The 26,396-nt window shown below is 72.7% G+C and carries 15 protein-coding genes; 7 read left to right on the forward strand and 8 right to left on the reverse strand.

What is annotated here, in order from left to right:
• Nucleotides 1–308: 308 nt before the first annotated feature.
• From EU555_RS25370 to EU555_RS25390, 5 genes are all read left to right on the forward strand, one after another.
• Nucleotides 309–2,522 carry a glycosyltransferase family 2 protein gene (locus EU555_RS25370; protein WP_425375151.1) on the forward strand — a complete coding sequence of 738 codons (2,214 nt, stop codon included), beginning with the start codon at nt 309–311 and terminating at the stop codon, nt 2,520–2,522.
• A 183-nt stretch (nt 2,523–2,705) separates the two neighbouring features.
• Nucleotides 2,706–4,010 carry a UDP-glucose dehydrogenase family protein gene (locus EU555_RS25375; RefSeq protein ID WP_135418030.1) on the forward strand — a complete coding sequence of 435 codons (1,305 nt, stop codon included), beginning with the start codon at nt 2,706–2,708 and terminating at the stop codon, nt 4,008–4,010.
• Nucleotides 4,011–4,134: 124 nt separating this feature from the next.
• On the forward strand, nt 4,135–4,371 hold the full coding sequence (locus EU555_RS25380; protein ID WP_135418069.1) for an Lrp/AsnC ligand binding domain-containing protein: 237 nt from the start codon (nt 4,135–4,137) through the stop codon (nt 4,369–4,371).
• 353 nt (nt 4,372–4,724) lie between these two features.
• On the forward strand, nt 4,725–12,236 hold the full coding sequence (locus EU555_RS25385) for a type I polyketide synthase (protein ID WP_135418031.1): 7,512 nt from the start codon (nt 4,725–4,727) through the stop codon (nt 12,234–12,236).
• Nucleotides 12,233–13,603, forward strand: a complete 1,371-nt coding sequence (locus EU555_RS25390) for an aminotransferase class I/II-fold pyridoxal phosphate-dependent enzyme (protein WP_135418033.1) — start codon at nt 12,233–12,235, stop codon at nt 13,601–13,603. Before EU555_RS25385 ends, EU555_RS25390 begins: the two co-directional genes overlap by 4 nt.
• A gap of 236 nt (nt 13,604–13,839) precedes the next feature.
• Here the strand turns inward: EU555_RS25390 and EU555_RS25395 are convergent, their stop codons facing one another.
• The gene (locus EU555_RS25395; protein ID WP_135418035.1) at nt 13,840–14,688 is read right to left on the reverse strand and encodes a formyl transferase; all 849 of its coding nucleotides are present in this window, start codon (nt 14,686–14,688) and stop codon (nt 13,840–13,842) included.
• Between the two features lie 32 nt (nt 14,689–14,720).
• Nucleotides 14,721–15,494, reverse strand: a complete 774-nt coding sequence (locus EU555_RS25400) for an SDR family NAD(P)-dependent oxidoreductase (protein ID WP_135418037.1) — start codon at nt 15,492–15,494, stop codon at nt 14,721–14,723.
• Nucleotides 15,495–15,776: 282 nt separating this feature from the next.
• Here EU555_RS25400 and EU555_RS25405 point away from each other — a divergent pair, with 282 nt between their 5' ends.
• Nucleotides 15,777–17,741, forward strand: coding sequence for a capsular polysaccharide biosynthesis protein (locus tag EU555_RS25405; RefSeq protein WP_135418038.1), 1,965 nt, complete (start codon nt 15,777–15,779; stop codon nt 17,739–17,741).
• Between the two features lie 63 nt (nt 17,742–17,804).
• On the opposite strand, the gene EU555_RS25410 is transcribed toward EU555_RS25405, so the two are convergent.
• Complete coding sequence (locus tag EU555_RS25410) at nt 17,805–18,899, reverse strand: phytanoyl-CoA dioxygenase family protein (RefSeq protein ID WP_135418040.1); 1,095 nt, start codon at nt 18,897–18,899, stop codon at nt 17,805–17,807.
• A 341-nt stretch (nt 18,900–19,240) separates the two neighbouring features.
• Nucleotides 19,241–20,587, reverse strand: coding sequence for a capsule biosynthesis protein (locus tag EU555_RS25415; RefSeq protein WP_245524485.1), 1,347 nt, complete (start codon nt 20,585–20,587; stop codon nt 19,241–19,243).
• Between the two features lie 668 nt (nt 20,588–21,255).
• On the opposite strand from EU555_RS25415, the gene EU555_RS25420 reads away from it, so the two are divergent.
• Nucleotides 21,256–22,506, forward strand: a complete 1,251-nt coding sequence (locus EU555_RS25420; protein ID WP_135418044.1) for a polysaccharide biosynthesis/export family protein — start codon at nt 21,256–21,258, stop codon at nt 22,504–22,506.
• Nucleotides 22,507–22,601: 95 nt separating this feature from the next.
• On the opposite strand, the gene ettA is transcribed toward EU555_RS25420, so the two are convergent.
• The 4 genes from ettA to EU555_RS25440 all read right to left on the reverse strand — a co-directional run bounded on the left by ettA (nt 22,602) and on the right by EU555_RS25440 (nt 26,021).
• Nucleotides 22,602–24,254 carry an energy-dependent translational throttle protein EttA gene (gene ettA / locus EU555_RS25425; RefSeq protein WP_135418046.1) on the reverse strand — a complete coding sequence of 551 codons (1,653 nt, stop codon included), beginning with the start codon at nt 24,252–24,254 and terminating at the stop codon, nt 22,602–22,604.
• Between the two features lie 196 nt (nt 24,255–24,450).
• Entirely contained in the window at nt 24,451–24,723 is a 273-nt protein-coding gene (locus EU555_RS25430) for a hypothetical protein (protein WP_135418048.1), read from the reverse strand.
• Between the two features lie 114 nt (nt 24,724–24,837).
• Complete coding sequence (locus EU555_RS25435) at nt 24,838–25,758, reverse strand: DNA/RNA non-specific endonuclease (RefSeq protein WP_425375152.1); 921 nt, start codon at nt 25,756–25,758, stop codon at nt 24,838–24,840.
• Complete coding sequence (locus EU555_RS25440; protein WP_135418052.1) at nt 25,755–26,021, reverse strand: hypothetical protein; 267 nt, start codon at nt 26,019–26,021, stop codon at nt 25,755–25,757. The genes EU555_RS25435 and EU555_RS25440 overlap by 4 nt, the downstream gene beginning before the upstream one ends.
• Between the last annotated feature and the right edge of the window lie 375 nt (nt 26,022–26,396).

Raw genomic sequence — 26,396 nt, forward strand, 5'->3', positions numbered from 1 at the left:
CCGATCAACGCAGGTCTGCTCAGGTTTTGCTGCGCCGCAGGTTTTTCTCGCAGAACCGAGGGCCCTGCTGCGAAACCTGCTGACGGGCACGCCGCCTGCGTCTCGTGCGTCGGGCCGGGTCCGGCTGGTTGCGCATGGGCGCGCAGATGCCGTCCGGGGATTGACGCGCGCCCGATGGACGTGCTCCCGCCTGGCCCGAGATGGATCCGTGCGACGCGATCGGCACCAGGGGGCGGTCCGACGATGCGGTGGCAGGGACGAGGATGGCGCTGCCGCCGGCCGTGCGGCAGCCAGAGGCGCGAGGACAGGTGACAGCCCAGACCCCTTCCCCCGCCGCACCCCTGCGGGCGTCGATCCGCACCGGGCGCGGGCGTGCGACCGCGCGGGACTTCACCCGGATCCGGCTCGAATTCGGGGCCGAGGCCTTGAGCCTCGACGTGGCGGATCTCGGGCTCGGGGCGCGCTGGGTCAGCATCGCCTTCAAGGACGAGAACCACGGCGCCTTCAGCCGGGTCGAGCTCACGGCGGTCGCGGACGGGCCGGAGGGGCCGCAGGGCACCAGCCTGTCCGAGCGCGCCTTCGGGCACGGGCGCTTCACCTGGCTCGGGCGGCTGCCCGCCGGCACCACGTCGCTGCGGCTGACGCCGATGCTCGGCGAGCCGGCCTTGAGCATCACGGAGTTCACCGTCACGGTGCGCAGCCGCCTCGCCCTGGTCGGCCGGGCGGCCCTGCGGCGGCCGGGGCTCACCATCCAGGCGCTGTTCTGGCGCAGCGTGGGCAAGAGGGTGCGCTCGCAGCACCGCCTCGCCCGTGCCCTCGTGCCGCCGGGGCTCACCGGCTACGATACCTGGGTCCGCCACTTCGACACGCTGAGCGAGACCGACCGCGCCCGCATCCGCGCCGAGGTGGCGCAGTGGCGCGATTCCCCGCTGATCTCGGTGGTGATGCCGGTCTACGATCCGGGCCCGACGGTGCTGGAGGAGGCCCTGCGCTCGGTGCGGGACCAGCTCTACCCGCACTGGGAACTCTGCATCGCCGACGACGCCTCGACCGACCCGGCGGTGCCGCGCCTGCTCGCCCGGGCCGCGGCGGAGGAACCCCGCATCCGCGTCGCGCGCCGGCCCGAGAACGGCCACATCGCGGCCGCCACCAACACCGCCCTGGGGCTTGCCCGCGGCGCCTACGTGGCCTTCATGGACCACGACGACGTGCTGCCGGCCCATGCCCTCTACGAGGTGGCGAAGGCCATCCGGCGCGAGCCCGAGCTCGACCTCATCTACAGCGACGAGGACAAGATCGACGCCGAGGGCCGGCGCTTCGAGCCCCACTTCAAGGGCGACTGGAACCCGGAGCTGCTCTACGGCCAGAACTACCTCAACCACCTGACGGTGGTGCGCCGCAGCCTGGTCGAGGCGGTGGGGGGCCTGCGCCCCGGCTTCGAGGGCAGCCAGGACCACGACCTGCTCCTGCGCCTGAGCGACCGCCTCGAGCCCCGCCGCGTCCGTCACCTGCCGGCGATCCTCTATCACTGGCGGACCGCGATCGGCTCCGGCACGTTCTCGGACGCGTTCCTCGCCCGGGCCGAGGCGGCGCGGCTCAGGGCGCTCGAGGAGCTGGTGGCGCGGCGCGGCTGGCCGCACCGGGTCGAGCGGGGCCCGCTCGGCTTCAACCGGCTGGTGAGGGCCCTGCCCGATCCGGCGCCGCGCGTCTCGGTGGTCATCCCGACGAAGGACCGGGCCGAGCTCCTGCGCGTCGTCCTCGACGGGCTCCTGGCAGGCACCGACTATCCCGACATCGAGGTCGTGGTGGTCGACAACGGCAGCACCGAGCCCTCGGCCCTGGCGCTGCTGGAACAGGCCGCCGCCGACCCGCGGGTGCGGGTGCTGGCCCGGCCCGGCCCGTTCAACTTCTCGGGGCTGTCGAACGACGGCGCGGCCGCGGCGAGCGGGCCGCTCCTCCTGTTCCTCAACAACGACATCGCGATCGCCGAGCCGGGCTGGCTCACCGAGATGGCCTCGATCGCGGTCGAGCCGGCCGTGGGCGCGGTCGGCGCCAAGCTGTCCTATCCGGACGGCACCCTGCAGCACGGCGGCGTGGTCCTGGGCGTCGGGGGGGTGGCCGGCCACAGCCACCCCGATATCGGGCCGGACGACCCGGGCTATTTCGGCCGCATGGTGATCGCCCAGGAGGTCTCGGCGGTCACCGGCGCCTGCCTGATGATCCGCCGCGAGGTGTTCGACCAGGTCGGCCGCTTCGACGCCGAGCACCTGGCGGTGGCCTTCAACGACATCGACCTCTGCCTGCGGGTGCGGCGGGCTGGCTACAGCGTGATCTGGACGCCCCACGCCGCCCTGACCCACCACGAATCGAAGAGCCGCGGCAAGGAGGACACGCCCGAGAAGCGCGCCCGCTTCGAGGCCGAGGTCGCCACCATGACCGAGCGCTGGGGCCCGGAGTTGCGCAACGACCCCTACTACAACCCGAACCTCGCCCGCGCGAAGGCGCTGTTCCGCCTCTGGTGAGGCCGCGCCCGTTGCCCGCGCTGCACTGCAACGCTACAGCGTGCAAGGGGCGTAGGGCGCTCGGTGCCGGGCGCTTGGCGCCGGGCGCTCGGCGTAGGACGCTCGACCGGGGCCGGACCGTCGCGGACATCAGGGCGGCGGCGACCGAGGGCGCGCGCCGCGCCGCTGCCAGGAGGACGTGAGATGCGCGTTGCGATGGTGGGGGCCGGCTATGTCGGCCTGGTCTCCGGGGCGTGCTTTTCGGATTTCGGCCACACCGTCACGTGCGTCGACACCGCGCCCGGGAAGATCGCCGCCCTCAAGGACGGCCGCATCCCGATCTACGAGCCCGGTCTCGACGCCCTCGTCGCCGAGAACGTGCGCCAGGAGCGCCTCGCCTTCACCACCGACCTCGCCGAGGCGGTCGAGGGCGCCGACGCGGTGTTCATCGCGGTCGGCACGCCGTCGCGCCGGGGCGACGGCTTTGCCGACCTGACCTACGTCTACCAGGCGGCCCGCGACATCGCCCGCGCGGTGACCGGGCCCACCGTCGTGGTCACCAAGTCCACGGTGCCGGTCGGCACCGGCGACGAGGTCGAGCGCATCGTCCGCGAGGAGCGTCCCGAAATCGCCATCGCGGTCGCCTCCAACCCCGAATTCCTGCGCGAGGGCGCGGCGATCTCCGACTTCAAGCGTCCCGACCGCATCGTCATCGGGGCCGACGAGCCGCAGGCCGCCGCGGTGGTGAGCGAGCTCTACCGGCCGCTCTACCTCAACCACGCCCCGATCCTGGTGACGAGCCGCCGCACCGCCGAGCTGACCAAGTACGCGGCGAACGCCTTCCTGGCCACCAAGATCACCTTCATCAACGAGATCGCCGATCTGTGCGAGCAGGTCGGCGCCGACGTGCAGGAGGTCGCCCGCGGCATCGGGCTCGACAACCGCATCGGGCGCAAGTTCCTGCATGCCGGGCCGGGCTACGGTGGCTCGTGCTTTCCGAAGGACACGCTGGCCCTGGTCAAGACGGCGCAGGACGCCGGATCCCCGGTGCGGCTGGTCGAGACCGTGGTGGCGGTCAACGAGAGCCGCAAGCGCGCGATGGCCCGCAAGGTGGTGGCGGCCTGCGGCGGGAGCGTCCGGGGGAAGCGGATCGCGGTGCTGGGGCTCACCTTCAAGCCGAACACCGACGACATGCGCGAGGCGCCGTCCCTCGCGATCATCGCCGGGCTGCAGGATGCCGGCGCGAAGGTGGTGGCCTACGACCCGGAGGGCGTGGAGCAGGCTCGCCAGCACCTCACCGGGGTGGCGTACGCCGCCGACGCCTATGCCTGCGCGCAAGGGGCGCACGCGCTCGTGATCGTGACGGAATGGGACGCGTTCCGCGCCCTCGACCTGAGGCGCCTGCGCGGCGCGATGGCCGAGCCGGTCCTCGTCGACCTGCGCAACGTCTACCGGCCCGAGGACGCCCGCAAGCACGGCTTCACATACGCCAGCGTCGGGCGGCCCTGAAGGCGCCCTCGCGCCGGACATCATCCGGCGATCGATGGATGACGCCACGATGGGCGTGCCGGCGTCTCCGCCGATTCGCGAATTCTTCCAACGACAAGTTCCGCAGGTAACCGGAAGCGAGCCGATGCAGACCTTCTTCGTCGAGATCAAGTGCCGCCTGGGCAAGACCTACACCGTCGCGAGCGCCCTGGCCGATCGCGAAATTGCATCCGAGATCTATTCCACGGCCGGACACTACGACGTACTGGCCAAGTTTCACGTCGATGACGGCGTTGATATCGGGCATTTCGTGGCCGAGCACGTGCAGACCATCGCCGACATCCACGACACCCGCACCATCATCACCTTCAAGGCGTTCTGACCGCGCCGCCTGCGGGGCTGCCCCATTGCCACCCGATTCATCGGGTTTATCGCATTGAGCGTGTCCCAGACTGACCGGGATCCGCGGGCAAGCTTAACGGGATTGTATGGGATGCCGGACATCTCTGTCTGATGACAATGTTGTGTCGTGTGCACCGGCGTTGTCCCCGGTCGCGCGGCAGGACTTTGACTGATGAAGGCATGTCACAGGTGGACCAAGTCTTGCCGTTCCGGGGTGGTTGGCGCCGTTCCGGGGTTGGCGCGATGCGGGCCTCATACTATGGGTTGAGCCGAATGCCCGGGTGCGGCGCCGCCGCGTCCGGTCCTCCGTAGAAGAGCGTGTGCGAATCGAACGTGACACAGCGTCCTGACATCGCGATCATCGGTCGGGCCTGCCGGCTTCCGGGCGCCTCTGGCGTCGACAGCCTGTGGCAGATGCTCATCGAGGGACGGTGCGCCGTCTCGCGCATCCCGGAGGACCGCTGGTCCCTCGAGCGCATGGGCCACCCCCGGGCGCAGGAGCGGGGCAAGAGCTACACCTGGGCCGCCGGCGTCATCGACGATCCCTGGTCCTTCGATCCCTCGGTGTTCGGCATCTCGCCGCGCGAGGCCGAGCAGATGGACCCGCAGCAGCGAATGCTGCTGGAACTGACCTGGGAGGCGCTGGAGAGCGCGGGCCTGCGGCCCTCCGCGGTGGCGGGCAGCCCGATCGGCGTGTTCGTGGGCGCCTCCTCGCTCGATTACGGCAACCTGCGGGTGCTCGACGCCGCCTCGGGCGACGCCTACGCGGCGACCGGCAACACGCTGTCGATCCTGTCGAACCGGATCTCCTACATCTTCGACCTGAAGGGGCCGAGCTTCACCCTCGACACCGCCTGCTCGTCGTCCCTCGTCGCCCTCGACGCCGCGGTGGCGGCGATCGCCACGGGGCGGATCGACACCGCGGTCGTGGCGGGCGTCAACCTGCTGGTGAGCCCGTTCAACTTCGTGGCGTTCTCCAACGCCTCGATGCTGTCGCGCACCGGCCTGTGCCAGGCCTTCTCGGCCAAGGCCGACGGCTACGTGCGGGCCGAGGGCGGCGTCGTCCTGGTGCTGCAATCGGCGGCGGCCGCCGCCCGCAACGGCGCGACCGTGCGGAGCGTCATCGCCGCCGCCAAGGTCAACTCGGACGGGCGCACCACCGGCATCTCGCTGCCCTCCGGCTACGCGCAGGGCGCGCTCCTCGACGAGATCTACCGCGAGGCCGGGGTTCCCCTCGATGCGATCGCCTTCGTGGAGGCCCACGGCACCGGCACCCCGGTCGGCGACCCGATCGAGGCCGGCGCCATCGGCGGCAAGCTCGGCCGCGGCCGGTTGACGCCTCTGCCGATCGGCTCGATCAAGACCAATATCGGCCATACCGAGCCGGTCTCGGGCCTCGCCGGCCTGCTCAAGGCCAGTCTCGCGCTCGAGCACGACCTGCTGCCGCCCTCGCTGCACAGCGCCGAGCTCAACCCGGCGATCCCGTTCGACGAGCTGAATCTCGAGGTCAACCGCGAGTTGCGGCCCCTGCCCCGCACGGGCAAGCAGCGCTTCGCCGGCGTGAACTCGTTCGGCTTCGGCGGCACCAACGCCCACGTGATCCTGACCGACCCGGCGCCGGCCGCGGCCGCAACGCCGTCCGCGGCGGCGCAGCCGGCGCCTTCCGCGGCGGCGCAGCCGGCGCCTGAGGTGCTCCTGGTCTCGGCCCAGACCAGGGCCGCCCTCGCCGACCTCGCCCAGGACTACGCCGCCCGCCTCGAGGGGGCGGATGCGGCCGAGATCGCCCGGGTCGCGGCGGCGGCGGCCCATCGCCGCGAGCGCCTGCCGGTCCGCGCCGCGATCCCGCTGCGCGATCCTGCCCTCGAGGGACCCGCGGGCGTGGTGGAGGCCCTGCGCGGCCTCGCCGAGGGCGAGGAGAGCCCGGCGGCGGCGGTCGCCACCGCGGTCGAGCGCGCCGGCGGCGTCGCCTTCGTGTATTCGGGCAACGGCAGCCAGTGGGCCGGGATGGGCCGGGACGCCTACTCCCTCAATCCGGTCTTCCGCGCCCGCTTCGACGCCGTCGACGCGCTGTTCCGGCCGCTGGCCGGCTGGTCGCTCAAGGAGGCCCTGCACGCCGACGACCTCGATGCCCGGCTCGCCCTCACCAGCGTGTCGCAGCCGCTGATCTTCGCGATCGAGGCGGCCTCCACGGCGGCCTTGCGCGCCGTCGGCCTGCAGCCCACCGCCATCGTCGGCCACTCGGTCGGCGAGATCGGCGCCGCCGAGGCTGCCGGCATCCTGACCCTCGAGCAGGCCGTCAAGGTCATCTTCTACCGCTCGAAGCACCAGGAGGCGACCCGCGGCCTTGGCACCATGGCGGTGCTGCTCGCCCCGGTCGATGAGGCGCAGGCCTTCCTGGTCGACTACCCCGAGCTCGACATCGCCGCCTACAACAGCCCGAAGGCCGTGACGGTGGCGGGTCCCGTGGCGGTGATCGACGCCGCCATGAAGGCGCTCGCGCGCAAGCGCCGCCGCGGCCGCAAGCTCGACCTCGACTACCCCTTCCACGGCCGGCTGATGAACCCGATCGAGGCGCCGCTGCGGCGCGACCTCGCCGGGCTCTCCCCCGCCTCCGGCACCGTGCCCCTCGCCTCGACGGTGACCGGCGACATGCTCGACGGCCGCGCCTTCGACGCCGGCTACTGGTGGCGCAACATCCGCGAGCCGGTGCGGTTCAGCGCGGCGATCCAGGCGGCGGCGCAAGGAGGGGCCCGGGTCTTCGTCGAGGTGGGGCCCCGCCCGACCCTGCTGCCCCATATCGGCGATTGCCTCGAGCCTCTCGGGCTTGACGGCGCCACGGTCGGCGTGCTGCCCAAGAAGGACCTGAAGGCCGATCCGTTCCGGCGCGCCCTCGCGGCGGCTTTGGCCGCCGGCGCGGCCGTCGACGAGGACGTGGCCTTCGGGGCCGATCCCGCCGGGATCGTGGCGCTGCCGCATTATCCCTGGCAGCGCAAGGTCTTCCGCCTGCCTGAGACCACCGAGACCGCCAACCCGGCGAGCGCCCGGCCCTACCACCCGCTGATCGGCTCCCGCCAGGGGCCGGACGGCCTCGAGTGGCTGGCCCATCTCGACGTCGCGACGGTGCCGGACCTCGACGACCACCGCATCGACGGCCAGGCGATCCTGCCGGGCGCCGCCTTCGCCGAGATGGCGCTGGCCGTCGGCCGCGAGATCGTGCGCTCCGAGAGCGTGACGCTCGCCGATCTCGAGATCCAGCAGCCGATGGTCTTCGCCGAGGACGCGGTGCGCGAGGTCCTGGCCCGGTTCTCGCCGGGCGCCAACCTGGTGCAGATCCTGTCCCGGCCGCGCCTGAGCCAGGCGCCGTGGCAGCTCCACGCCGTCGCCAAGCTGGTCGAGGGCGAGGCGCCGGCGCCGGCGCGCCTCTCCGGCCGCGCGATGGCGCCGCTGCCGGCCGAGACGAGTGTCGAGGGCGAGGCGCTCTACGCCCGCGCCAGGGCCTCCGGCCTCGGCTTCGGCCCGAGCTTCCGCCAGGTCGCCCGCTCGGCGCGGCTCGACGACGTCACCATCGTGTCCGACCTGGTGCCGGCGCAAGCCGATGACCAGGCCCATGCCCGCTACGGCCTGGTGCCGGCGCGCCTCGACGCGTGCTTCCATGGCCTGATCCTGCTCTTCGCCGACCTGCTCGGCGAGGCGGCGAGCCGGGCCTACGTGCCGATCCGCTTCGGCGAGATCCGCCTCGTGCGCCCCGGTGCGGCGATCGCCCGGGCGGTGATCCGCACCCGGCGCTGCAACGAGCGCAGCATCCTGGCCGACTTCACCCTGGTGGACGAGGCCGGCGAGGTGATCGCCACCCTGCGCGAGAGCCGGTTCCAGGCCCTTCGCGTCAAGGCGGGGGGGGATCTCGACGCCTTCGCGATCCGCCAGTTCACCGAGCTCGCCACCGAGCCGACGGCGATCGCCCTCGAGCCGCAGCCGGCCATCGCGGCCCTCATCCGCCGGCAGGCCCGCGCGGTCACTGCTGCCGGCGAGGCGGCCCTCGGCGCCGGCCACATGCTGCTCGAGGGCTGGGCGACCTCGCTCGCCGACCGGCTCGCCCGGGGCCTCGCGGTCGGCGGCGTCGTCGACGTCGCGGCCTCGCGCCGGCTGCCTGCGGCGCTTCGGCCGTGGCTCGTCAACCAGCTCCTGGCCCTCGAGGTCAGCGGCCTCGCGGACGGCGCGGGCGACGACCGCTGGCGCCTGCGCGCCGATGTGACGCTGCCCGAACCCGACGAGATCATGCGCTGGATCGCGGCGGACCATCCGGAGCTGTCGGCGGAGCTCCTGCTCTGCGCCGATCTCGGCGCCGTGGTGTCGCGCATCCTCGCGGGCTCCCTCGCGGAGGCCCCGTCCCTGCCTCAGGCGGCGCTCGACGCGTTCAGCTTGCGCGGCGCCACCGTGCGGGCCTCGGCCGACGCGGTGATGCGGCTCCTGTCCGACAGCGCCGCTGCGCTGCCCCGCGACCGGGCCCTGCGCCTGCTCCAGGTCGGGTTCGGGCCGCTCTCGGCCCAGGTCGCGACCTTCGCGGGGCTCAACGAGGCGCGCCTGACGGTGTTCGAGGCCGACCGGCGCCTCGCCGAGCGCGCGCGCCTCGCCCTGCCCTCCGGCGTCACGGTGATCGAGGACCCGGCCGCCCTGGGGCTCGCCGCCTTCGACGCGGTGCTGGCGAGCGACGTGCTCCACCGCGCCTCCCGTGACCTCCTCGCGCCGCTGGCGGCGTCGCTGGCGGCGGGCGGCCTGTTCGCGGCGGTCGAGCCCGGCGCCTCGCTGTTCCGGGACATGGTGTTCGGCCTCACCCCGGGCTGGTTCGAGGCCGCCGGCGACGTTCCGGTCGGGCGCCTCGACGACGTGGCGGGCTGGCAGCGCTCGTTGAGCGCCGTCGGCCTCGTCAAGGTCGCGGCCGACCGCGCCGTCACCCGCAACGGCAACGACCTCCTGCTGCTGGCGGAAGCTCCGCCGCGGCCGAAGGCCGCCGCCGGCCAGACCTTCGCCTTCGTGATCGGCTCCGAGGACGAGTTCGCGGCCGAGACCGCCTCGTCGCTGGCCACCCTCCTGGTGGCGAGCGGGGTCCACGTCTCGATCATCCTCGATTCCGAGGCGTCCCTCCGGGAGCTCGAGCGCGAGACGCCCGACACGGTGGTCTACCTCGCCGGCGCGTTCAACCGCGGCGGCGAGCCGGCCGAGCGCCTGCGCGAGCGCTGCCTCGGGCTCAAGCGCTGCGTCGAGCATCTCGGCAGCCGGCAGACCCGGCTCTGGGTGGTCTGCCCCGGCGCGACCCGCGACCGCGGCGGGCTGGCCTGCGGGGTCGAGGCCGGCGTCTGGGCCTTCACCCGGACGCTCGCCAACGAGGTGGCCAGCCTCGACGTGCGCCGCATCGACCTCTCGACCGCGATCCCCTCGAAGCGCGCCGCCGAGCGGCTGCGCGACCTGATCCTGTCCGGCACCCACGAGACCGAGATCGTGGTCGACGACGACCGCACCCGGGTGGTGCGGTTCGCGCAAGGGGCGCGCCCCGTGCGCCGCGCCGGGCCCGCGGCCCCGGCCGCGCGGCTCGAGCGCAGCACCACGGGCGGCCTCAACGAGATGCACTGGGGCCCGGCCGAGCGCGCCGCCCCCGGACCCGGCCAGATCGAGATCGCGGTCGAGGCCACCGGCCTCAACTTCCGCGACGTGCTCTGGGCCCTGTCGATGCTGCCCGAGGAGATCCTCGAGGACGGCTTCGCTGGCCCGCGGCTCGGCCTGGAATGCGCCGGCCGCGTCGCCGCGGTGGGTGCGGGCGTGACCGCCTTCAAGCCCGGCGACCGGGTGGTGGCCTTCGCCCAGTCGGGCTTCTCGACCCACATCGTGGTGCCCGAGATGGTCGTGGCGGCCGCCCCCGAGGGGCTGTCGCCGGAGGCCGCCGCCACCACGCCGGTGGCCTTCCTCACCGCCTATTACGGCTTGGTCACCCTCGCCCGCCTCAAGGCCGGGGAGTGGGTGCTGGTCCATGGTGGCGCCGGCGGCGTCGGCCTGGCGGCGCTCCAGATCGCCCGGATGCGCGGCGCCCGGGTCATCGCCACCGCCGGCTCGAACGAGAAGCGGGCGCTCGTCAAGGCGCTCGGCGCCGAGCACGTGCTCGATTCCCGCTCGCTCGCCTTCGTGGACGACATCCGCCGCATCACCGGCGACGGCGTCGACGTCGTGCTCAACAGCCTGTTCGGCGAGGCGATGGAGCGCAGCCTCAACGCGCTCAAGCCCTTCGGGCGCTTCGTGGAACTCGGCAAGCGCGACTACGTCGCCAACACCCATATTGGCCTGCGGCCGTTCCGCCGGAACCTGTCCTATTTCGGCGTCGACCTCGACCAGCTGCTCCAGTTCCAGCCGGACGAGGGCAAGCGGCTGTTCCGCGAGGTGATGGCGCTCTTCACCGACGGCAGCCTGAAGGCGCTGCCCTACCAGCCCTTCGCGGCGGAAGAGGTCTCGGACGCGTTCCGGCTGATGCAGCAGTCGGGCCATGTCGGCAAGATCGTCATCGCCCCCCCGAGGGCCGGCACGGTCCCGGCCGTCGCCACCAAGCCCTTCGTGGTCGCGGCGGACCGGTACCATCTCGTCACCGGAGGCCTCGGGGGCTTCGGCATCGAGGCGGCGCGCTGGCTCGCCGACCGGGGCGCCCGCCACCTCGTGCTCGTCGGTCGCAAGGCCCCGTCGGGCGAGGCGGCGCTCTCGGCGATCGCCGACCTCACCGCCCGCGGCGTCGAGGTCCGGGTCGAGTCCTGCGACATCGCCGACCGGGCCTCGGTCAAGCGCCTGCTCGACCGCGTCGAGGCCAAGGGTGTCGATGGCAAGAGCCGCAAGCTCGCCGGCATCATCCACGGCGCGATGGTGCTGCAGGACGGCCTGATCGCGAACCTCGATTCCACCGCCCTCGAGGCGGTGATCGCCCCGAAGGTGACCGGCGCCGGCCATCTCGACGCGCTCACCCGCGACCGGGCCCTCGACTACTTCGTGCTGTTCTCCTCGGCCACGACCTTCATCGGCAATCCGGGCCAGGGCTCCTATGTCGCCGCCAACGGCTTCATGGAGGGGCTGGCCCGCCAGCGCCGCCGCATCGGCCTCCCGGCCCTGGCGGTGGCCTGGGGCGCCATCGGCGATGTCGGCGTGCTCGCCCGCAACAAGGCCGTCATGGAGACGCTGGCCGGCCGCGTCGGCGTGACGCCGGTCGAGGCCCGCAAGTCCCTCGACCTGATGGCAGAGGCGCTGGGGACGCAGGGCCCTGCGCCCGACGACGCGGTGATCGCCATCGCGGCGATGCACTGGGGCAAGGCCCGCGAGCGCCTCGCGACCCTGCGCTCCCCGAGCTACGCCAGCCTCGGCTCGGAGCAGCAGGCGGAGTCCGGTGCGCAGGCGGTGATCAGCATCGCGGGCCTGCTGCGCGCCCACGACCTCGACGAGGTCCGCAAGACCGTGGCGGACGCCATCGTGGAGGACATCGCCCGCATCCTGCGCCTGCCGAAGGACGACATCAGCCGGGTGCGGGTGCTCTCGGAGATCGGCCTCGACTCGCTGATGGGCGTCGAGCTCGGCGCGAGCCTGCAGGAGCGGTTCGGCCTCGAGGCGCCGCCCGCCGGCGTATCGAGCGGCCAGACCGTGACCGAACTCGCCGACACCCTGATCCAGTCGGTGGCGGCCCCGGTCGACGAGAGCGCCGCGGCGGTGCTCAGCCTGTCGCAGCGCCACGGCGGGGCTGAGGCGGTCGACGCCGAGGCGCTGCAATCCATCCAGGTGCTGGTCGAGCAGAACAGCCAGGACATCAAGGTCATCACCAAATGAGCACCGGATCCTCCAATGGGGCAGGCGGGCGCGAGGCCCTGGCGGGCTTCGTCGCCGCCCGCCTCGGCAAGGCTCCCGTCCGCCCCGCGCCGGCCCGCCCGGCGCCCAAGCCCGTCCTCGCGCAGGCTCCGAGCTTCGACAGCCTGCCGGCCTACAAGGAGCTGAAGCTCCAGCGCTCCGCCGCCGACCTGATCGGCCTCGGCAACCCGTTCTTCCGCGTCCACGACGCCAAGGCCGGCGCCACGACGCGGATCGACGGGCAGTCCTTCGTCAATTTCTCGTCCTACGACTATCTCGGGCTCAACGGCCATCCGGAGGTGAACGCGGCGGCGCAAGCCGCGCTCGCCACCTACGGCACCTCGGCCTCGGCGAGCCGGATCGTCGCCGGCGAGCGGCCGGGCCACCTCACCCTCGAGAGGGCGATCGCGGCGCATTACGGCACCGAGGCCTGCGTCGTGATGGTGAGCGGCCACGCCACCAACGTGGCGACCATCGCGGCCCTGCTCGAGCCCGGCGACGTGATCTACCACGACGCCCTGATCCACAACAGCGTGGTCACCGGGGCGCAGCTCTCCGGCGCCCAGCGCCGCAGCTTCGCCCATAACGATCTCCAGGCCCTGGAGTCGCTGCTGCACGCCACCCGCCACGAGCACCGCCGCGCGCTGATCGTGATCGAGGGCCTCTACAGCATGGACGGGGACGCCCCCGACCTCGCCGGATTCGTCGCCCTCAAGGAGCGCTACGGCGCCTGGCTGATGGTCGACGACGCCCACGGCCTCGGCGTGCTCGGCCGCGACGGCCACGGCCTGCACGAGCATTGCGACGTCCCCCCCGGCAGCGTCGACATCTGGATGGGCACGCTGTCGAAGACGCTGTCCTCCTGCGGCGGCTACGTCGCCGGCGCCGCGGCCCTGGTGGAACTCCTGAAGTGCACGGCCGGCGGCTTCGTCTACTCGGTCGGCCTCTCGCCGCCTCTCGCGGCCGCCGCGACCGTATCCCTCGCCCTGATGCGGCGCGAGCCCGAGCGGGTGGCGCGCCTGCGCCGCAACGGCGCCCTCTTCCTGGCGACCGCCCGCGAGCGCGGCCTCGACACCGGCACCAGCCTCGGCCTCGCGGTGGTGCCGGTGATCCTCGGGGACTCGCTCAAGGCCGTCACCCTGTCCGACCGGCTGTTCAAGCGCGGCATCAACGTGCAGCCGATCATCCACCCGGCTGTGCCCGAGCGCTCCTCGCGCCTGCGCTTCTTCATCACCTCCGAGCACACGCCGGAGCAGATCCGCGAGACGGTGACGGTGCTCGCCGACGAGCTCGACGAGCTGAACAAGGGCGGCTCGCTGGTCGAGCGGCTGATGTCGCGGCGGGCGTGAACCTCTTAGGTAACCCTGGGTCCGCGCTGCGGGACCCAAGGTGACTTGGAAGGTACGGTCTTCTCTCTCCCACCCGCGACCTCATCCTGAGGTGTGAGCGAAGCGAGCCTCGAAGGAGGCCTCCAGCAATCGCTGAGACTTCTGGAGCCCTCCTTCGAGGCCCAGCGATCCTACGATCGCCGGGCACCTCAGGATGAGGTTGAGGTTGGGATAGACGTGTGATGCGCTCCAAGCCGCTATGGTTTGAGCGACAGGCTCAGGGCCTCCCGCAGGTCCCCGGCATCGACGAGCCTGCGGCCGCGCCGCTTCAGGTCGCGCAGCTGTGCCGGCGTCGGGAAGCCGCAATAGGGCAGGACCGGGACGCTGCGTCCCTCCGGCAGCGCGCCCGTCCGCTCGGCTTGCACCAGTACCTCGTCGAGCAGCGGCCGCCCGGCCTCGTGCAGCAGCATCGCCGCCCGCGAGGCGGTGACGCCCTCGGGCAGCGCAACGGCCTCTTGCGCCAGGATGCCGCCGGCATCGATCGTCGGCGCCAGCCGGTGCACCGTGACGCCGAAATCCGGTTCATCCTCCAGGAGCGCGTGCAGGGTCGGCACCGGACCGCGATGGCGCGGCAGCAGCGAGGGGTGGACGTTGAGCCCGCCCTTCGGCGCCGCCGCGAGCGTCGCGGCGTCGAAGATCTGGTCGAAGTGGAACGACAGGATCAGGTCGGCCCGGTGCTCCCGCAGGTGCCCGGTCGTCTCCGGCCCGTTCACGTCGGTGATGGTGGCGTGCGGCAGGCCGAGGCGCCGGCACAGCGTGCGCAAGGGCGTGGCCTCCGGCACGTCGCGGCTGCCGGCGAGCGCCTGCGTCGCCGGAGCCAGCCCCCGGGCGAGGTCGGGCAGGCCGAAATTCACCGCGAGATAAGGCAGGAAGCCCGGTCCGGAGCGCATCAGGTGGCGCCGCACCTGGCCGGTCAGCCCGCCGGTGCTCGGCCGCTCGGGATCGGACAGGCCCACGAAGGCGATCCGCGCGGCGTGGTCGGCCACGAAGCGGCGCACCGCCCGGGCGTTGGGCAGGGCCTCGAGGGTGAACAGGGCGATCCGCACCGGGTCGTCGATCTCCGCGGCAAAGGAGGGGCTCAGCGCTGCTGGCGCTCTCCCATCCGGAAGCTGAAGCCGCGCATGCCGAGGCGGCGCCAGGATTCGGGGATCAGCCCGGCGCCCCGCGCCGCCGCGGCGAGCGCTGCCGGGAAGGCGATCACCGCCTCGTCGCGCGCCAGCCCCTTGGCGATGCGCGTCGCCGCCGCCTCGGCGCTCATCTCGAGGGGGCGCCAGCCCTCGTAATCGGCCCCCATCGCGGTCTTCACGTAGCCGGGGCAGACCACGTTCATCCGCACGCCCCGGGGCGCCAGCTTCTCTCGGAGCGCCAGGCCGTGGGCCAGCAGCGCCGCCTTGGTGCCGCTATAGGCCGGGGCGTCGGGCAGCGGCGCGTAGGCGGCGAGGGAGGAGATCAGCGCCACCTGACCGCTGCCCCGCGCGGCCATCCGGGCGACCGCCGGGAGCGCCACGTTGAGGGCGCCCATCAGGTTCACGTCGAGCACCAGGAAGGCGGTCTCCTCGGTCTCGAGCCCGCCCTCCGGGTGGCCGCCATTCACACCTGCATTGGCGATGACGAGGTCGAGGCCGCGCCGCTCGGCCACGTCGTCGATCCAGGCCCGCACGCCGTCCCGGTCGCGCACGTCGAGGGTGCGCGCCTCGACCGTCGCGCCCCTGCCCCGGCAGGCCTCGGCCACCGCCTCGAGGCGCTCGGCCCCGCGGGCGTTCAGGACCAGGGTGGTGCCGGGGGCGGCGTAATGCTGCGCCAGGGCCGCGCCGATCCCGCTCGAGGCGCCGGTGATCAGGATGACGGGCATGGCTACTCCCGGACGGTGAGCGGAACGCGGCGGCACGGCCGCGCCTGTAGCACGTCGGTCCCGGCCGGGTCGCGAAAAAATCCGGTTGCGTCCGGCGGCAGGGTCGGACTCGAAAAGTGACACCGTCCTCAAGGAGAACCGGAGCGGGACGGAGACCGGCGCCACCCTCGCCCGGGCTTGCGCGCAGAGCGTGCATGCTTGACGGCGCCGGGGTGATGTGGAACGGCCCCTGCTCCGGGCCGCAACGCCTGGGCGGCACGGTCCGCAGTGAGTGAGAGGCGGATGGATCGCGGCAAGCTGAAGCGGTTGTGGCCCCGGATGCCGTCGGAGTCGCAAGGACCCGGCCCGCGGCGCTCGCGGCGCCTGGGCAGCGAACCGACCTCGCGGCGGGTGCGCCTGAGCGACCGCTGGGACGAGGGCTTCCTGCGCCTCGGCGAGATCCGCCCCGAGCCGGCCCTGAGCTACATCATCGACGGGCTCGGCATCCACTACGACGCCACGGCCCCGAGCGAGCTCGAGGTCATGCTCGAGGAGGGCGGCTGGGAATCGGACGATCTCGTCGCCCGCGCCCGGGCCGGCATCGCGCGCCTGCGCGAGAGGCGGCTCAGCCTCGACAACGACCCCCGCCGCCGCGACCTGCCGGCGCGGGCGGCCGGCCGCCGGCGCATCGTGATCGTCGACCAAGCCGTGGGCGATCCCACGGTCGGCTTCGGCCTCGCCGGGGCCAGCGCCTTCTCGGCGATGCTGGCGGCCGCGGCCGCGGCCTCGCCGGAGGCCGAGCGCCTCGTGGTGATGGATCCCGCCGCGACACTGGGCCGGCGCGGCCACATCGACGCCGCCGCGGCGGAAGCGGCGGGGGCCCGGCTGGTGAGCGATCCCGTCACCGCCTGGTCGGTGGCGGAGGACAGCGACCGCGTCTACGTCGTCTCCGCCCATGCCGGCTTCGAGGCGGCGCTGGCGGGCACGCCCGTGACCTGCTTCGGCCTGCCCTTCTATGCCGGCTGGGGCTTCACCGACGACCGGCTGCACCTGCCGCGGCGCACCCGCCGGCGCGAGCCCGCCGAGGTGTTCGCCGCCGCCTACCTGGTCTGCTCGCGCTACTTCGACCCCTATACCGGGACGCCGGCCCGGTTCGAGGACGCGGTGGAGATCCTCGGCCTCGTCGCGTCGCGCTGGCGCGAGAACGCCGTGCCGACCCTCTGCGTCGGCTTCTCGGCCTGGAAGCGGGACTGGATCGCCCGCACGCTGTCGGCGCCGGGCAGCCGCCCGGTGGTCCGGCGGGGGGATGACCCGGTCACCGCGGGCGAGCTCTCGGAGGTCCGGCGCGTCGTGTCCTGGGCCAGCCGGATGCCGGCCGGGACCGAGGCGGCCTGCCGGGAGGCCGGCGTGCCGCTCCTGCGCATGGAGGACGGCTTCCTGCGCTCGATCGGTCTCGGGGTCGCCCTGCGCCCCGGTGCCTCGCACGTCCTCGACGCCGCCGGCGTCTACTACGATGCGACGGGTCCGAGCGACCTCGAGCGGCTGCTCGAGACGGAGGATTTTTCGGCCGATCTCCTCGCCCGGGCGGCCTCCTTGCGCGAGGCGGTGATCGCCGCGCGGGTGAGCAAGTACAATGTCGGCAGCGCCGCGCTGCCGCCGATGCCGCGGCCGGGACCGGTGGTGCTGGTCGCCGGCCAGGTCGAGAACGACGCCTCGATCCGCCTCGGCGGTGCGACGGTGTCTGGCAACGCCGCGCTCCTGCGTCTCGCCCGGGAGCGCAACCCCGGCGCGGTGATCGCCTTCAAGCCGCATCCGGACGTCGAGGCGGGCCTGCGGCCGGGCTGGGTGCCGCCGGACGAGCTGGCGGCGCACGCCGATGTCGTCCTGCGCGACGTCTCGGCGGTCGACGCCATCGAGGCGGCGGACCGGATCGAGACCGTGACCTCGCTGATCGGCTTCGAGGCGCTCCTGCGCGGCAAGGCGGTGACCACCCACGGCCTGCCGTTCTACGCCGGCTGGGGCCTGACCGACGATCCCGGCTGCCCGCGCCGCACCCGTCGCCTCACCCTCGACGAGCTGGTGGCGGGCGCCCTGATCCTGTATCCGCGCTACGTCGACCCGCGCTCCGGCCTGCCCTGCCCGCCCGAGGTGCTGGTGCAGCGCCTCGCCGCCGGCGACCCGGAGCTGGCCCGGCGCACCCTCACCCCCGAGGCTTTGCTCAAGCAGGCCTGGTCGCTGATCTGGCGCCACCTGCTGCGCCGTGGGTGAGGACCGGAGTCCCGCCGTCCGGACCTGACGGATCGAGGCTAGGACGAGCGGTGAGCGCGCCCCTCAGGACCGGGCCGGCGCATCGATGGCGACGGCGCCGACCGGGCGCCAGGGCGCGCCGCGGCCGGTCAGGCGGCGCTTCGCGTCCTGCAGGCCGAGATAGAGCGCTAGCTCCCGCCCGCGCAGGCCCGGCAGCGCCTTCGGGTCGAGGCCGGTCCAGGGCAGGAACGGGTTGCGGCGGATATAGGTGTGCACCGTGACGCGGGTGCTCGCCCGCAGGCTCGGGGCGCGGGCGTGGAACCCGAACGTGTCGGCGATCACCAGGGTGTTGCCCGGCACCGCGACCCGGACCGGCGAGCCGTAGCCGAGGCCCGCCAGCTCCTCCTCGGCGATCCGGAACGAGCCGGCGGCGTGGTGGCCGTTGGCGGCCGCGCGCGCCGCGATGCTCTGCGCGCGCTCCCAGCCGAGCCGCTGCGGGGTCGGCCGGTGCGAGCCCGGCACGTAGGTGAAGGGGCCGTCCTCCTCGGCGACGTCGTGCAGGAAGAACCAGCCCTTGGTGGTGGCGTGGAAGGTGTCGGCGTGGAGCGCGGTCTGCGGGTCGTCCGGCCCGTCGGGCTCGGCCAGCACCGTCTGGAGGTAACAGACCGGCTCGCCGGCGCGCGACGCGGCGTAGTAGGTCAGGCCGCGGAAGGTCGGGTGCTCGGTCAGCGCGCGCAGGTGCGGCAGCTCGGCCAGAGCCCGCCCGCCCAGGGGCACCATCCGCTGCACCGCCTGGCCCTGGCGCAGCTCCCGCGCCTCGAAGCTGCGCCCGTAGATCTCGGCCTTCAACGCCGCGAAGGCGTCCTGGTCGAGGAAGTCGCGCTTGATCACGATGCCGTCGCGGTCGAAGGCGGCGCGGTCGGCCGGATCGAGCAGGGCCGCCAGCCGGGCGCGCCGCCGCTCGGCCATGTGGGCGGCGAGCCTGACCCGACCGACATGGAGCCCGAGCCGGTTCAGGGCCGGGCTGCCGAGGATCGGGTTCTTGGCGAAGGACTTGTCGGCCCCGGCGACGCCGGCGAGCCAGAGCGGCGTCCGGACGGCCGCGCCGACGGCCCGCGCCACGCCGCGGGCGAGTGACGAGGCGCCTGCGCCCGCCGAGACGGTTGAGGTGGACGACATCGGAGCGGTTCCTCCCGGGCCCCGCGCGCGGCCGCGCTCACCGTCGTGGGCGGCCTTTCGCGCCGTGAGAGCAGTCTTCCCGTCAGCCATGCGCCGAGGCATCACGACCGAGGCAGGATATTGTCCGGCCAGTATCACGCAAAAGAGCGGATATGTACGGGCCGGACGGTGAGGTGCCGGCTTCTTCCCGAAGCGATCGGCGCTCTCAGCTCAACACGGGCGATGTCGATCTGGCTTTCACCTATGCGAAAGCTTGCGGTGATGCGGGCGTGGGTGGTGCCCGGAAACGACGAAGGGGCCGTTTCCGGCCCCTTCTTGTTCTTCCGTTCCTTGCTGTACGGTCAGGCGTTCTGCAGCGCCTCGAGGCCCGGCAGGTCGCCGCCCGCCTCGACCGTGCCGCGGGCGCGCGTGCGCACCTCGAGCCAGGCGCCCTGCGCGAGGTCCAGGCGGGAGGCCGTCGCCTCCACCGCCGCCGCCATGCCCTCGCCCTTGTAGTAGACGCCGCGGATCTGGATGTTGGCCACGATCGCCTTGACGAAGGCCTCCCAGAGGTCGCGCCGGGGCGGCGGGGCCTGCGTCCAGAACGTCTCGAGGCCGCCCTGGTAGGTCAGGCCCTCGATGTCGTAGATCGCGGCGCCCAGGGTCATGGTCGGCTTGTTGGCCCGCATCGACCAGAGGCCGACGGTGCTGTTCACCGTGACGACGCCCCGGCAGCCCTCCAGCATCGCCCCGAGATCGCCACCGTCGACGAAGTCGACCCGGTCGGCCACGCCCCATTTCACCGCCGAGCGGCGCACGATGCGCGCCCAGTTGCGGATGCCGGGATCGAGGGGGTGGATCTTGACGAGGAGGCGCGATTCCGCCGGCGCGTGCTCGGCGAAGGAGCGGATCACCGCGTGGATCGGCGTCTTCAGGTCGAAGAACGGCGAGTAGGCGCGCAGCTGGAAGTCGTTCTCCATCTGCAGCGGCAGCACGTAGTAGGGCGTGCCGGCCTCCCGCAGGCGGCGCACCAGGGCGTCGCCCCGCGGGCCGGTGCGCTTGGCGCGCAGGATGTGCAGGCCGGTGCCGATATAGACCAGGGCCGGGTGGTGCACCTGGTGCGACTTGTAGCCGGGATAGAGCCACCAGAGCCAGTTGCTCATCAGGTGGTAGGCCATATCCCAAGCCGCCTGGGTGAGGAAGCTGTCGCGGTAGCGCGGCACCAGGTCGGGCTCGGGCGCCTGCGCGGCGAGCGCCATCACCGCCTCCGGATCCTTCGGGAAGCAGCTGTCGCCCGACATGCCGTCGCGCTCCAGCGTGATCCAGTCCGGCCGCAGGTAGCCGAAATCCGTCACCGTGACGTTCAGGCCGCGGGCCTTGGCGGCGGCGATCGCGACCTTGTGGTAGTAGCGCTGCTCGCCGAGCAGCATCAGGTCGGTCACGCCCTCGCGGTCGATCAGGTCGGCGATGAAGGCCGGCCAGGTCTCCCGCGTGCCCCGGAAGTTGATCCCGCCCGGCCGGCGCCAGAACAGCCAGTCGCCGAAGCACAGGTTCACCCGCAGGCAGCGATGGCCCCGCGCCTCGAGCGAATCGGCGACCCGGGCGAAGAACGGCGTGATCGGACCCTGCAGGAACAGGAAGACCTGGCGATGACCGGGGCGGAGGCCCGGCCGGCTCGGTTCGACGTTTCGCGCGGGCTCAACTCTCACGGGCACACCTCGAGTCTGGGCGGGAGCCGGATGACCGCGCACGGTCGTCCGGATCGGCCCTGCGGCGACGAAGGCCCGAACAGGCTGATGCCAGCCTGCCCGGACGGGCATTCGGGGCGCGCGAGCTGCGCGCGAGCCGCTGACGAAGCGGACAGTACCGACCGGCCCGAGGCGAACAATGGCAAGGATGCAACACTCTGTGGAAATCGCAGTCTCGCCGTCGCGCAGGTCCGGCCGTCGCGGTCGCCCGTCGGGCGACGGCCGCCATTAGGCCGCCGATCTGGGCAGGAACGTGGACATTCCGGCGTTATGCCCCGGATTCACAGGGCGTTGCGATCGTGCCACACTCCGTGCCTGCCGCCACGCTCGTGACGCATTCGCGGCCGACGCCCCTCCTCGTCGACCCGTCGGCCGTGGACCCGGGGCAACACCGGGAGCGCGCGTGCACGCGGAACGCCGAAACGGCGCTCCGTTCATTCGATCGTGATGGTCCGGGATGATAGAGGGAGGATGGCGAAGCGTGGCCGCGTGCGGCCGTGCTCGTCTGCGTCTGCCGATCGGGATCGGGACGGATGCCGGCCGGTCTTGAGGCGCGGCCGGCATCGTAGGGTACAGGACCGAAGGGGTCGTCGCGGACGGCTCTCGAGAGTCGTTCGGAGGGTGAGTGCATGGTGCGCGTCGGTATGCCAGCGGTTCTGGCGGCGGCTTGCCTCCTGGCGGGTTGCAGCCTCCTGGCGGGTTGCAGCAGCTTCCTGCCCGCGGCGGGCCCGACGGCGAGCGCGGTCCAGGAGGGGGCCGACGTCGCCACCGACCAGGGCCTGCTCGCCCGCTACGAGATCATCGACGTCGACGCCGCCGTGGTGGAGGCCCTGCGCGGTCGCCCCCTCGACAGCCTGCTCGCCTCCTTCGGCGACCGCCGCCCCTCGGTGCAGCCGGTGATCGGCGTCGGCGACGCCGTGACGGTGACGATCTGGGAGGCCGGCAGCGGCGGCCTGTTCTCGGGCCCGGCGATCGCCGACCGCTTCTCCACCGGCTCGAAATCCTCCAGCATCCCCGAGCAGATCGTCGCCCGGGACGGGACCATCTCGGTGCCGTATGCCGGCCGCATCAAGGTGGCGGGCCGGCGCGCGCCGGAGGTGCAGGCGCAGATCGAGCAGGAGCTTGCCGGCAAGGCGATCCAGCCGCAGGTGCTCGTCACCGTCAACTCCCCGCTCAGCACCAGCGTGACGGTGCTGGGCGAGGCGGCGGCCGCGGGCGGCGGCGCCCGCTTGGCGGCGGCCCGCGGCGGCCCGGTTTCCAACCTCGGCGGCGGCCGGGTGCCGCTGACCGAGAAGGGCGACCGGCTCCTCGACGTCATCGCGACGGCGGGCGGGGTCGCCGCGCCGGTGAACGAGACCTTCGTGCGCCTCTCCCGCGGCTCGACCACCGCGACGGTGCCGCTCACCGCAATCGTCTCGAACCCGCGCGAGAACATCTTCCTGCGCCCGGGCGACACCCTCACCCTGGTGCGCGACCCCCAGACCTTCCTGGCCGTCGGCGCCACGGGGGCGAATTTCGAGATCCCGTTCTCGGCCGAGGGCATCACGCTCGCCCAGGCGCTCGCCAAGGCCGGGGGCCTGCGCGATCTCCAGGCCGATCCGGCCGGCGTGTTCATCTTCCGGTTCGAGCCCGCCTCGGTGGTGCGCCGCCTGCACCCGGGCAGCCCGCTCCTCGCCTCGACCTTCGTGCCGGTGGTCTACCGGATCAACATGCGCGACCCCAACAGCCTGTTCGTCTCGCAGGCGTTCCGGATGCGCAACCGCGACCTCGTCTACGTCTCGAACGCGCCCTTCACCGAGGTCCAGAAGGTGCTCAGCGTGTTCTCCACCGTCACCTCGCCGATCGCCTCGGGCGCCTCGCTGTACTCGGCGACGCGGTAATCCGGCGAACGATCCCTCGGAACGGAAACGGGCCCCGCGGGGCCCGTTCTTGATTCGCCTGGAGACGAGGGCGGCGCTCCCGCCGCCCTGCGCCGTCAGCGGCTGAACTTCTTGTACTTGATCCGGTGCGGGATGGTGGAGTCGACGCCCAGGCGCCGCTTCTTGTCCGCCTCGTAATCGGCGAAGTTGCCCTCGAACCACTCGACGTGGCTGTCGCCCTCGAAGGCGAGGATGTGGGTTGCGATCCGGTCGAGGAACCAGCGATCGTGGCTGATGATCACCGCGCAGCCGGCGTAATCCTCGAGCGCCTCCTCCAGCGCCCGGAGGGTGTCGACGTCGAGGTCGTTGGTCGGCTCGTCGAGGAGCAGCACGTTGGCGCCGCTCTTGAGGATCTTGGCGAGGTGGACCCGGTTGCGCTCGCCGCCCGACAGGACCCCGACCTTCTTCTGCTGGTCCGAGCCCTTGAAGTTGAAGGCGCCGCAATAGGCCCGCGAGTTGATCTCGCGCTTGCCGAGATAGAGCACGTCGTTGCCGCCGGAGATCTCCTGCCAGACGGTGGCGTCGGGGTTGAGCGCGTCGCGGGACTGGTCGACATAGCCGAGCTTGACGCTCTCGCCGACGCGGATCTCGCCCTTGTCGGGGCTCTCCAGCCCGTTGATCATCCGGAACAGGGTGGTCTTGCCGGCGCCGTTCGGGCCGATCACCCCGACGATGCCGCCCGGCGGCAGCTTGAACGACAGATCGTCGATCAGCAGCCGGTCGCCGAAGGCCTTCTCGAGGTGCTCGAACTCGATGACGTTGTTGCCGAGCCGCTCGGCGATCGGGATGACGATCTGGGCGGTCGAGGGCCCCTTCTCCTGGGACTTCGCCACCAGCTCCTCGTAGCGGGCGATGCGGGCCTTGGACTTGGCCTGCCGGGCCTTCGGCGAGGCCGACACCCATTCCTGCTCGCGCTCGAGGGTGCGCTGGCGTGCCTCCTCCTCGCGGCCTTCCTGCGCGAGGCGCTTCTGCTTCTGGACCAGCCAGGACGAGTAGTTGCCCTCGTAGGGAATGCCCCGGCCGCGGTCGAGCTCGAGGATCCACCCGGTGACGTTGTCGAGGAAGTAGCGGTCGTGGGTGACGATCAGGATCGCGCCCGGATAGGAGCGCAGGTGGCCTTCGAGCCAGGCCACGGTCTCGGCGTCGAGGTGGTTGGTCGGCTCGTCGAGGAGCAGGAGTTCCGGCTGCCACAGCAGCAGGCGGCAGAGGGCGACGCGCCGTCGCTCGCCGCCCGAGAGGGTACCGACCGCGACGTCGTCGCCCGGGCAGCGCAGGGCGTCCATCGCCTGGTCGACCTTGGAATCGAGGTCCCACAGGCCCTTGGCCTCGATCTCGTCCTGGAGACGGGTCATCTCGTCCGCCGTCTCCTCGGAATAGTTCATCGCGAGCTCGTTGTAGCGGTCGAGGATCGCCTGGGACTCGGCGACGCCCTCCATCACGTTCTCGCGCACGGTCTTGTCCGGATCGAGCTGCGGCTCCTGCGGCAGGTAGCCGACCCGCGCGCCCTCGGCCACGAACCCGTCGCCGTTGAACTCGGTGTCGATGCCCGCCATGATCCGCAACAGCGTCGACTTGCCGGCTCCGTTGACGCCGAGCACGCCGATCTTCGCGTCCGGGTAGAAGGACAGGTGCACGTTGTCGAGCACCTTCTTGCCGCTGGAATAGGTCTTGGTCAGACCCCGCATGTGGTAGATGAATTCACGGGCCATGGCGGTGATCCTTTTCGGGTTCTGGCGCGCGGTCCGGGTTGGGCGGTTTTCTGCCGGATTCGGGCCGTTTCCCGGGATACGATCGGATCGCCGGGCGTCGGCGCGGCCGGCCGCGCGCGGGAATGGGGAGTGCTCCCGCGCTTACCAGGGCCGCCGGGGGGGTGCAAGGCGGCGCCTGGGCGGCGCTCCGCCGCCCTCACCCGAAGGGGTTCCTCACCGCCTGCGTCGCCACCCGGACCTCCTCGGCCCGCTCCGGCAGGTGCCCCTCGCCCTCGAGCGCCGCCACGATCGCCGCGAGGGTCTGCATGAGCGCCCTCGCCCGCTCCAGGCTCTCCCGGTCCCGGGCGAAGTCGAGGGAGCCGTGCAGGGCGATCCGCGCGGTGCCGTTCTCCAGGGTGAGGCCGCCGAGGGTCTGGACCGCGGCATCGTCGGCGAAGGGGGTGAAGGCGGGCTTCGCGTGCGCGGGCATGGGGCGTCTCGTCAAGGCAGGTTTCGCAGCAGTGGCTGCCGGTTTTGCGATGAAAACCTGCGGCAGAACAACGATCCAAGCGGACGACGCGCCGGCCTGCCAGCGCCGGTCAGCTCAGAACAGCGAGCGGAGGAAGTCGCGCCAGGCGCGGCGCGCGGCGCGGCGCAGCTCGGCGGTGAGCCAGTCGAGGAAGCTCGGCTCGCGGCGGCTGCGGGGGCCGCCGGCATACTCGTCGCGCCGCGGCTCGGGCAGCGCCATGGTGCGGCGGCGGACGGAATCCGGCAGGTCCGGGAAGGCCACGATGCCGCCGATCGTCGCGAGCTGGGCGAGGGAGACCGCCTCCCAGGCGTCGCCCGGGGCGTTGCGGGCGAGGTAGACCCCGGCCTCGCCGCGATTCGCGTCGTAGACCGCCTTGAACAGCCGGCTCGGGATCAGCACCCGGCCGCGCAGCGACTGGACGCTCGCGCCCTCGAACAGCGGCCCGGTGACGACGAAGAGGTCGCCGCGCTCGATCGCCAGCGCGCGCACGCTGCTCTCGATTCCGGCCCAGAGCCGGCGATTGTCGTCGGGGTTCTGCGGCACGATGTTGGCGAGGCTGAAGGACTCGGCCTGCGCGCTCGGGGTCGGCATGTCGCCGGAGGGAGCCATGTGGCCCCGGTCCCAGCCGCTGCCGGCATAGTCCGCGAGTTCGGAGCGCATCGCCTCCGGCAACTGCTCCTCCTCGTGGAAGGCGTCGGCCCGGTCGATGCGGCGGGCGGCCTCGACGCCCGCGGCGGTGAGGTGCTCGGCGGCGTAGAGCGGCGTACGGGACAGCCCCGAATACAGGACCGCGAAGGCCTGGTAGCACAGGAGCGTGGTGTTGGCGGAGAGCCGCGGGTTGGTGAGCGCCGGGAGCGTGCCGCCGGCGAAGTGCTCCGGGCAGCCGCGCGCCAGGACCGGCCCCGGCAGGACCAGCAGGAGCAGGCACAGGGCGCCGCGAGCCGGCGGCAGCGCGGCGCGGGTCCTGGCGGTGGCCACCTTGGCCGCGCGCCTCACGCGCAGATCCGGACCCGCCGCGGGCCCTCCGGCGTCGGCCGCACCCGCCAGGTGCAGACGGGGATCCGGCGGCGCGAGACGGTGTCGCAGGTCCGGTCGGTGGGCGGGCAGACGGGACGATGCGGCAGCCAGGTCGGATCCAGGGCGGGGTACAGGGGCACCGCCCCGGCCTGACCCGGCACCGCGAGCAGGAGACCCAAGGTCAACCCGGGCAAGGCGAGCCCGCGAGCGGCAAGCCCGCGCGCCGGTAGCGACCGTCCCATCCGACCTCCTGGGGATGCGTATTGGCGAGATCGCGGGGCGATCACGGCCTGCGCGAGCATTCTAGCGCATTCCGGCGCAGCTGTCCCGCCGCGCCCGGAATTCACCTCAGGTTCAGGATGTTCTTCGGAGTTGTTGCGCCGCGCACAGCCGCAACCGTGGCGTTAGAAGGTCGCGCGATGGCGCGAACGGCCGCTTGAGGTATAACGGCGGCCAGCTGCCAGGATCCCCGGCCCACGAGGGCCCGCGCGGGTCCGCCCCCGAATGAGCGAGTGTCACGACGTGTCCGATCCGGTTCTCCCCCTCCTCGACCGCGTCCGCGAGCCTGCGGACCTGCGCCAGCTGCCCGAGAGCGACCTCGCCCAGCTCGCCGCCGA

The sequence above is a fragment of the Methylobacterium nonmethylotrophicum genome (genome assembly GCF_004745635.1).
GTDB classification, from domain to species: domain Bacteria; phylum Pseudomonadota; class Alphaproteobacteria; order Rhizobiales; family Beijerinckiaceae; genus Methylobacterium; species Methylobacterium nonmethylotrophicum.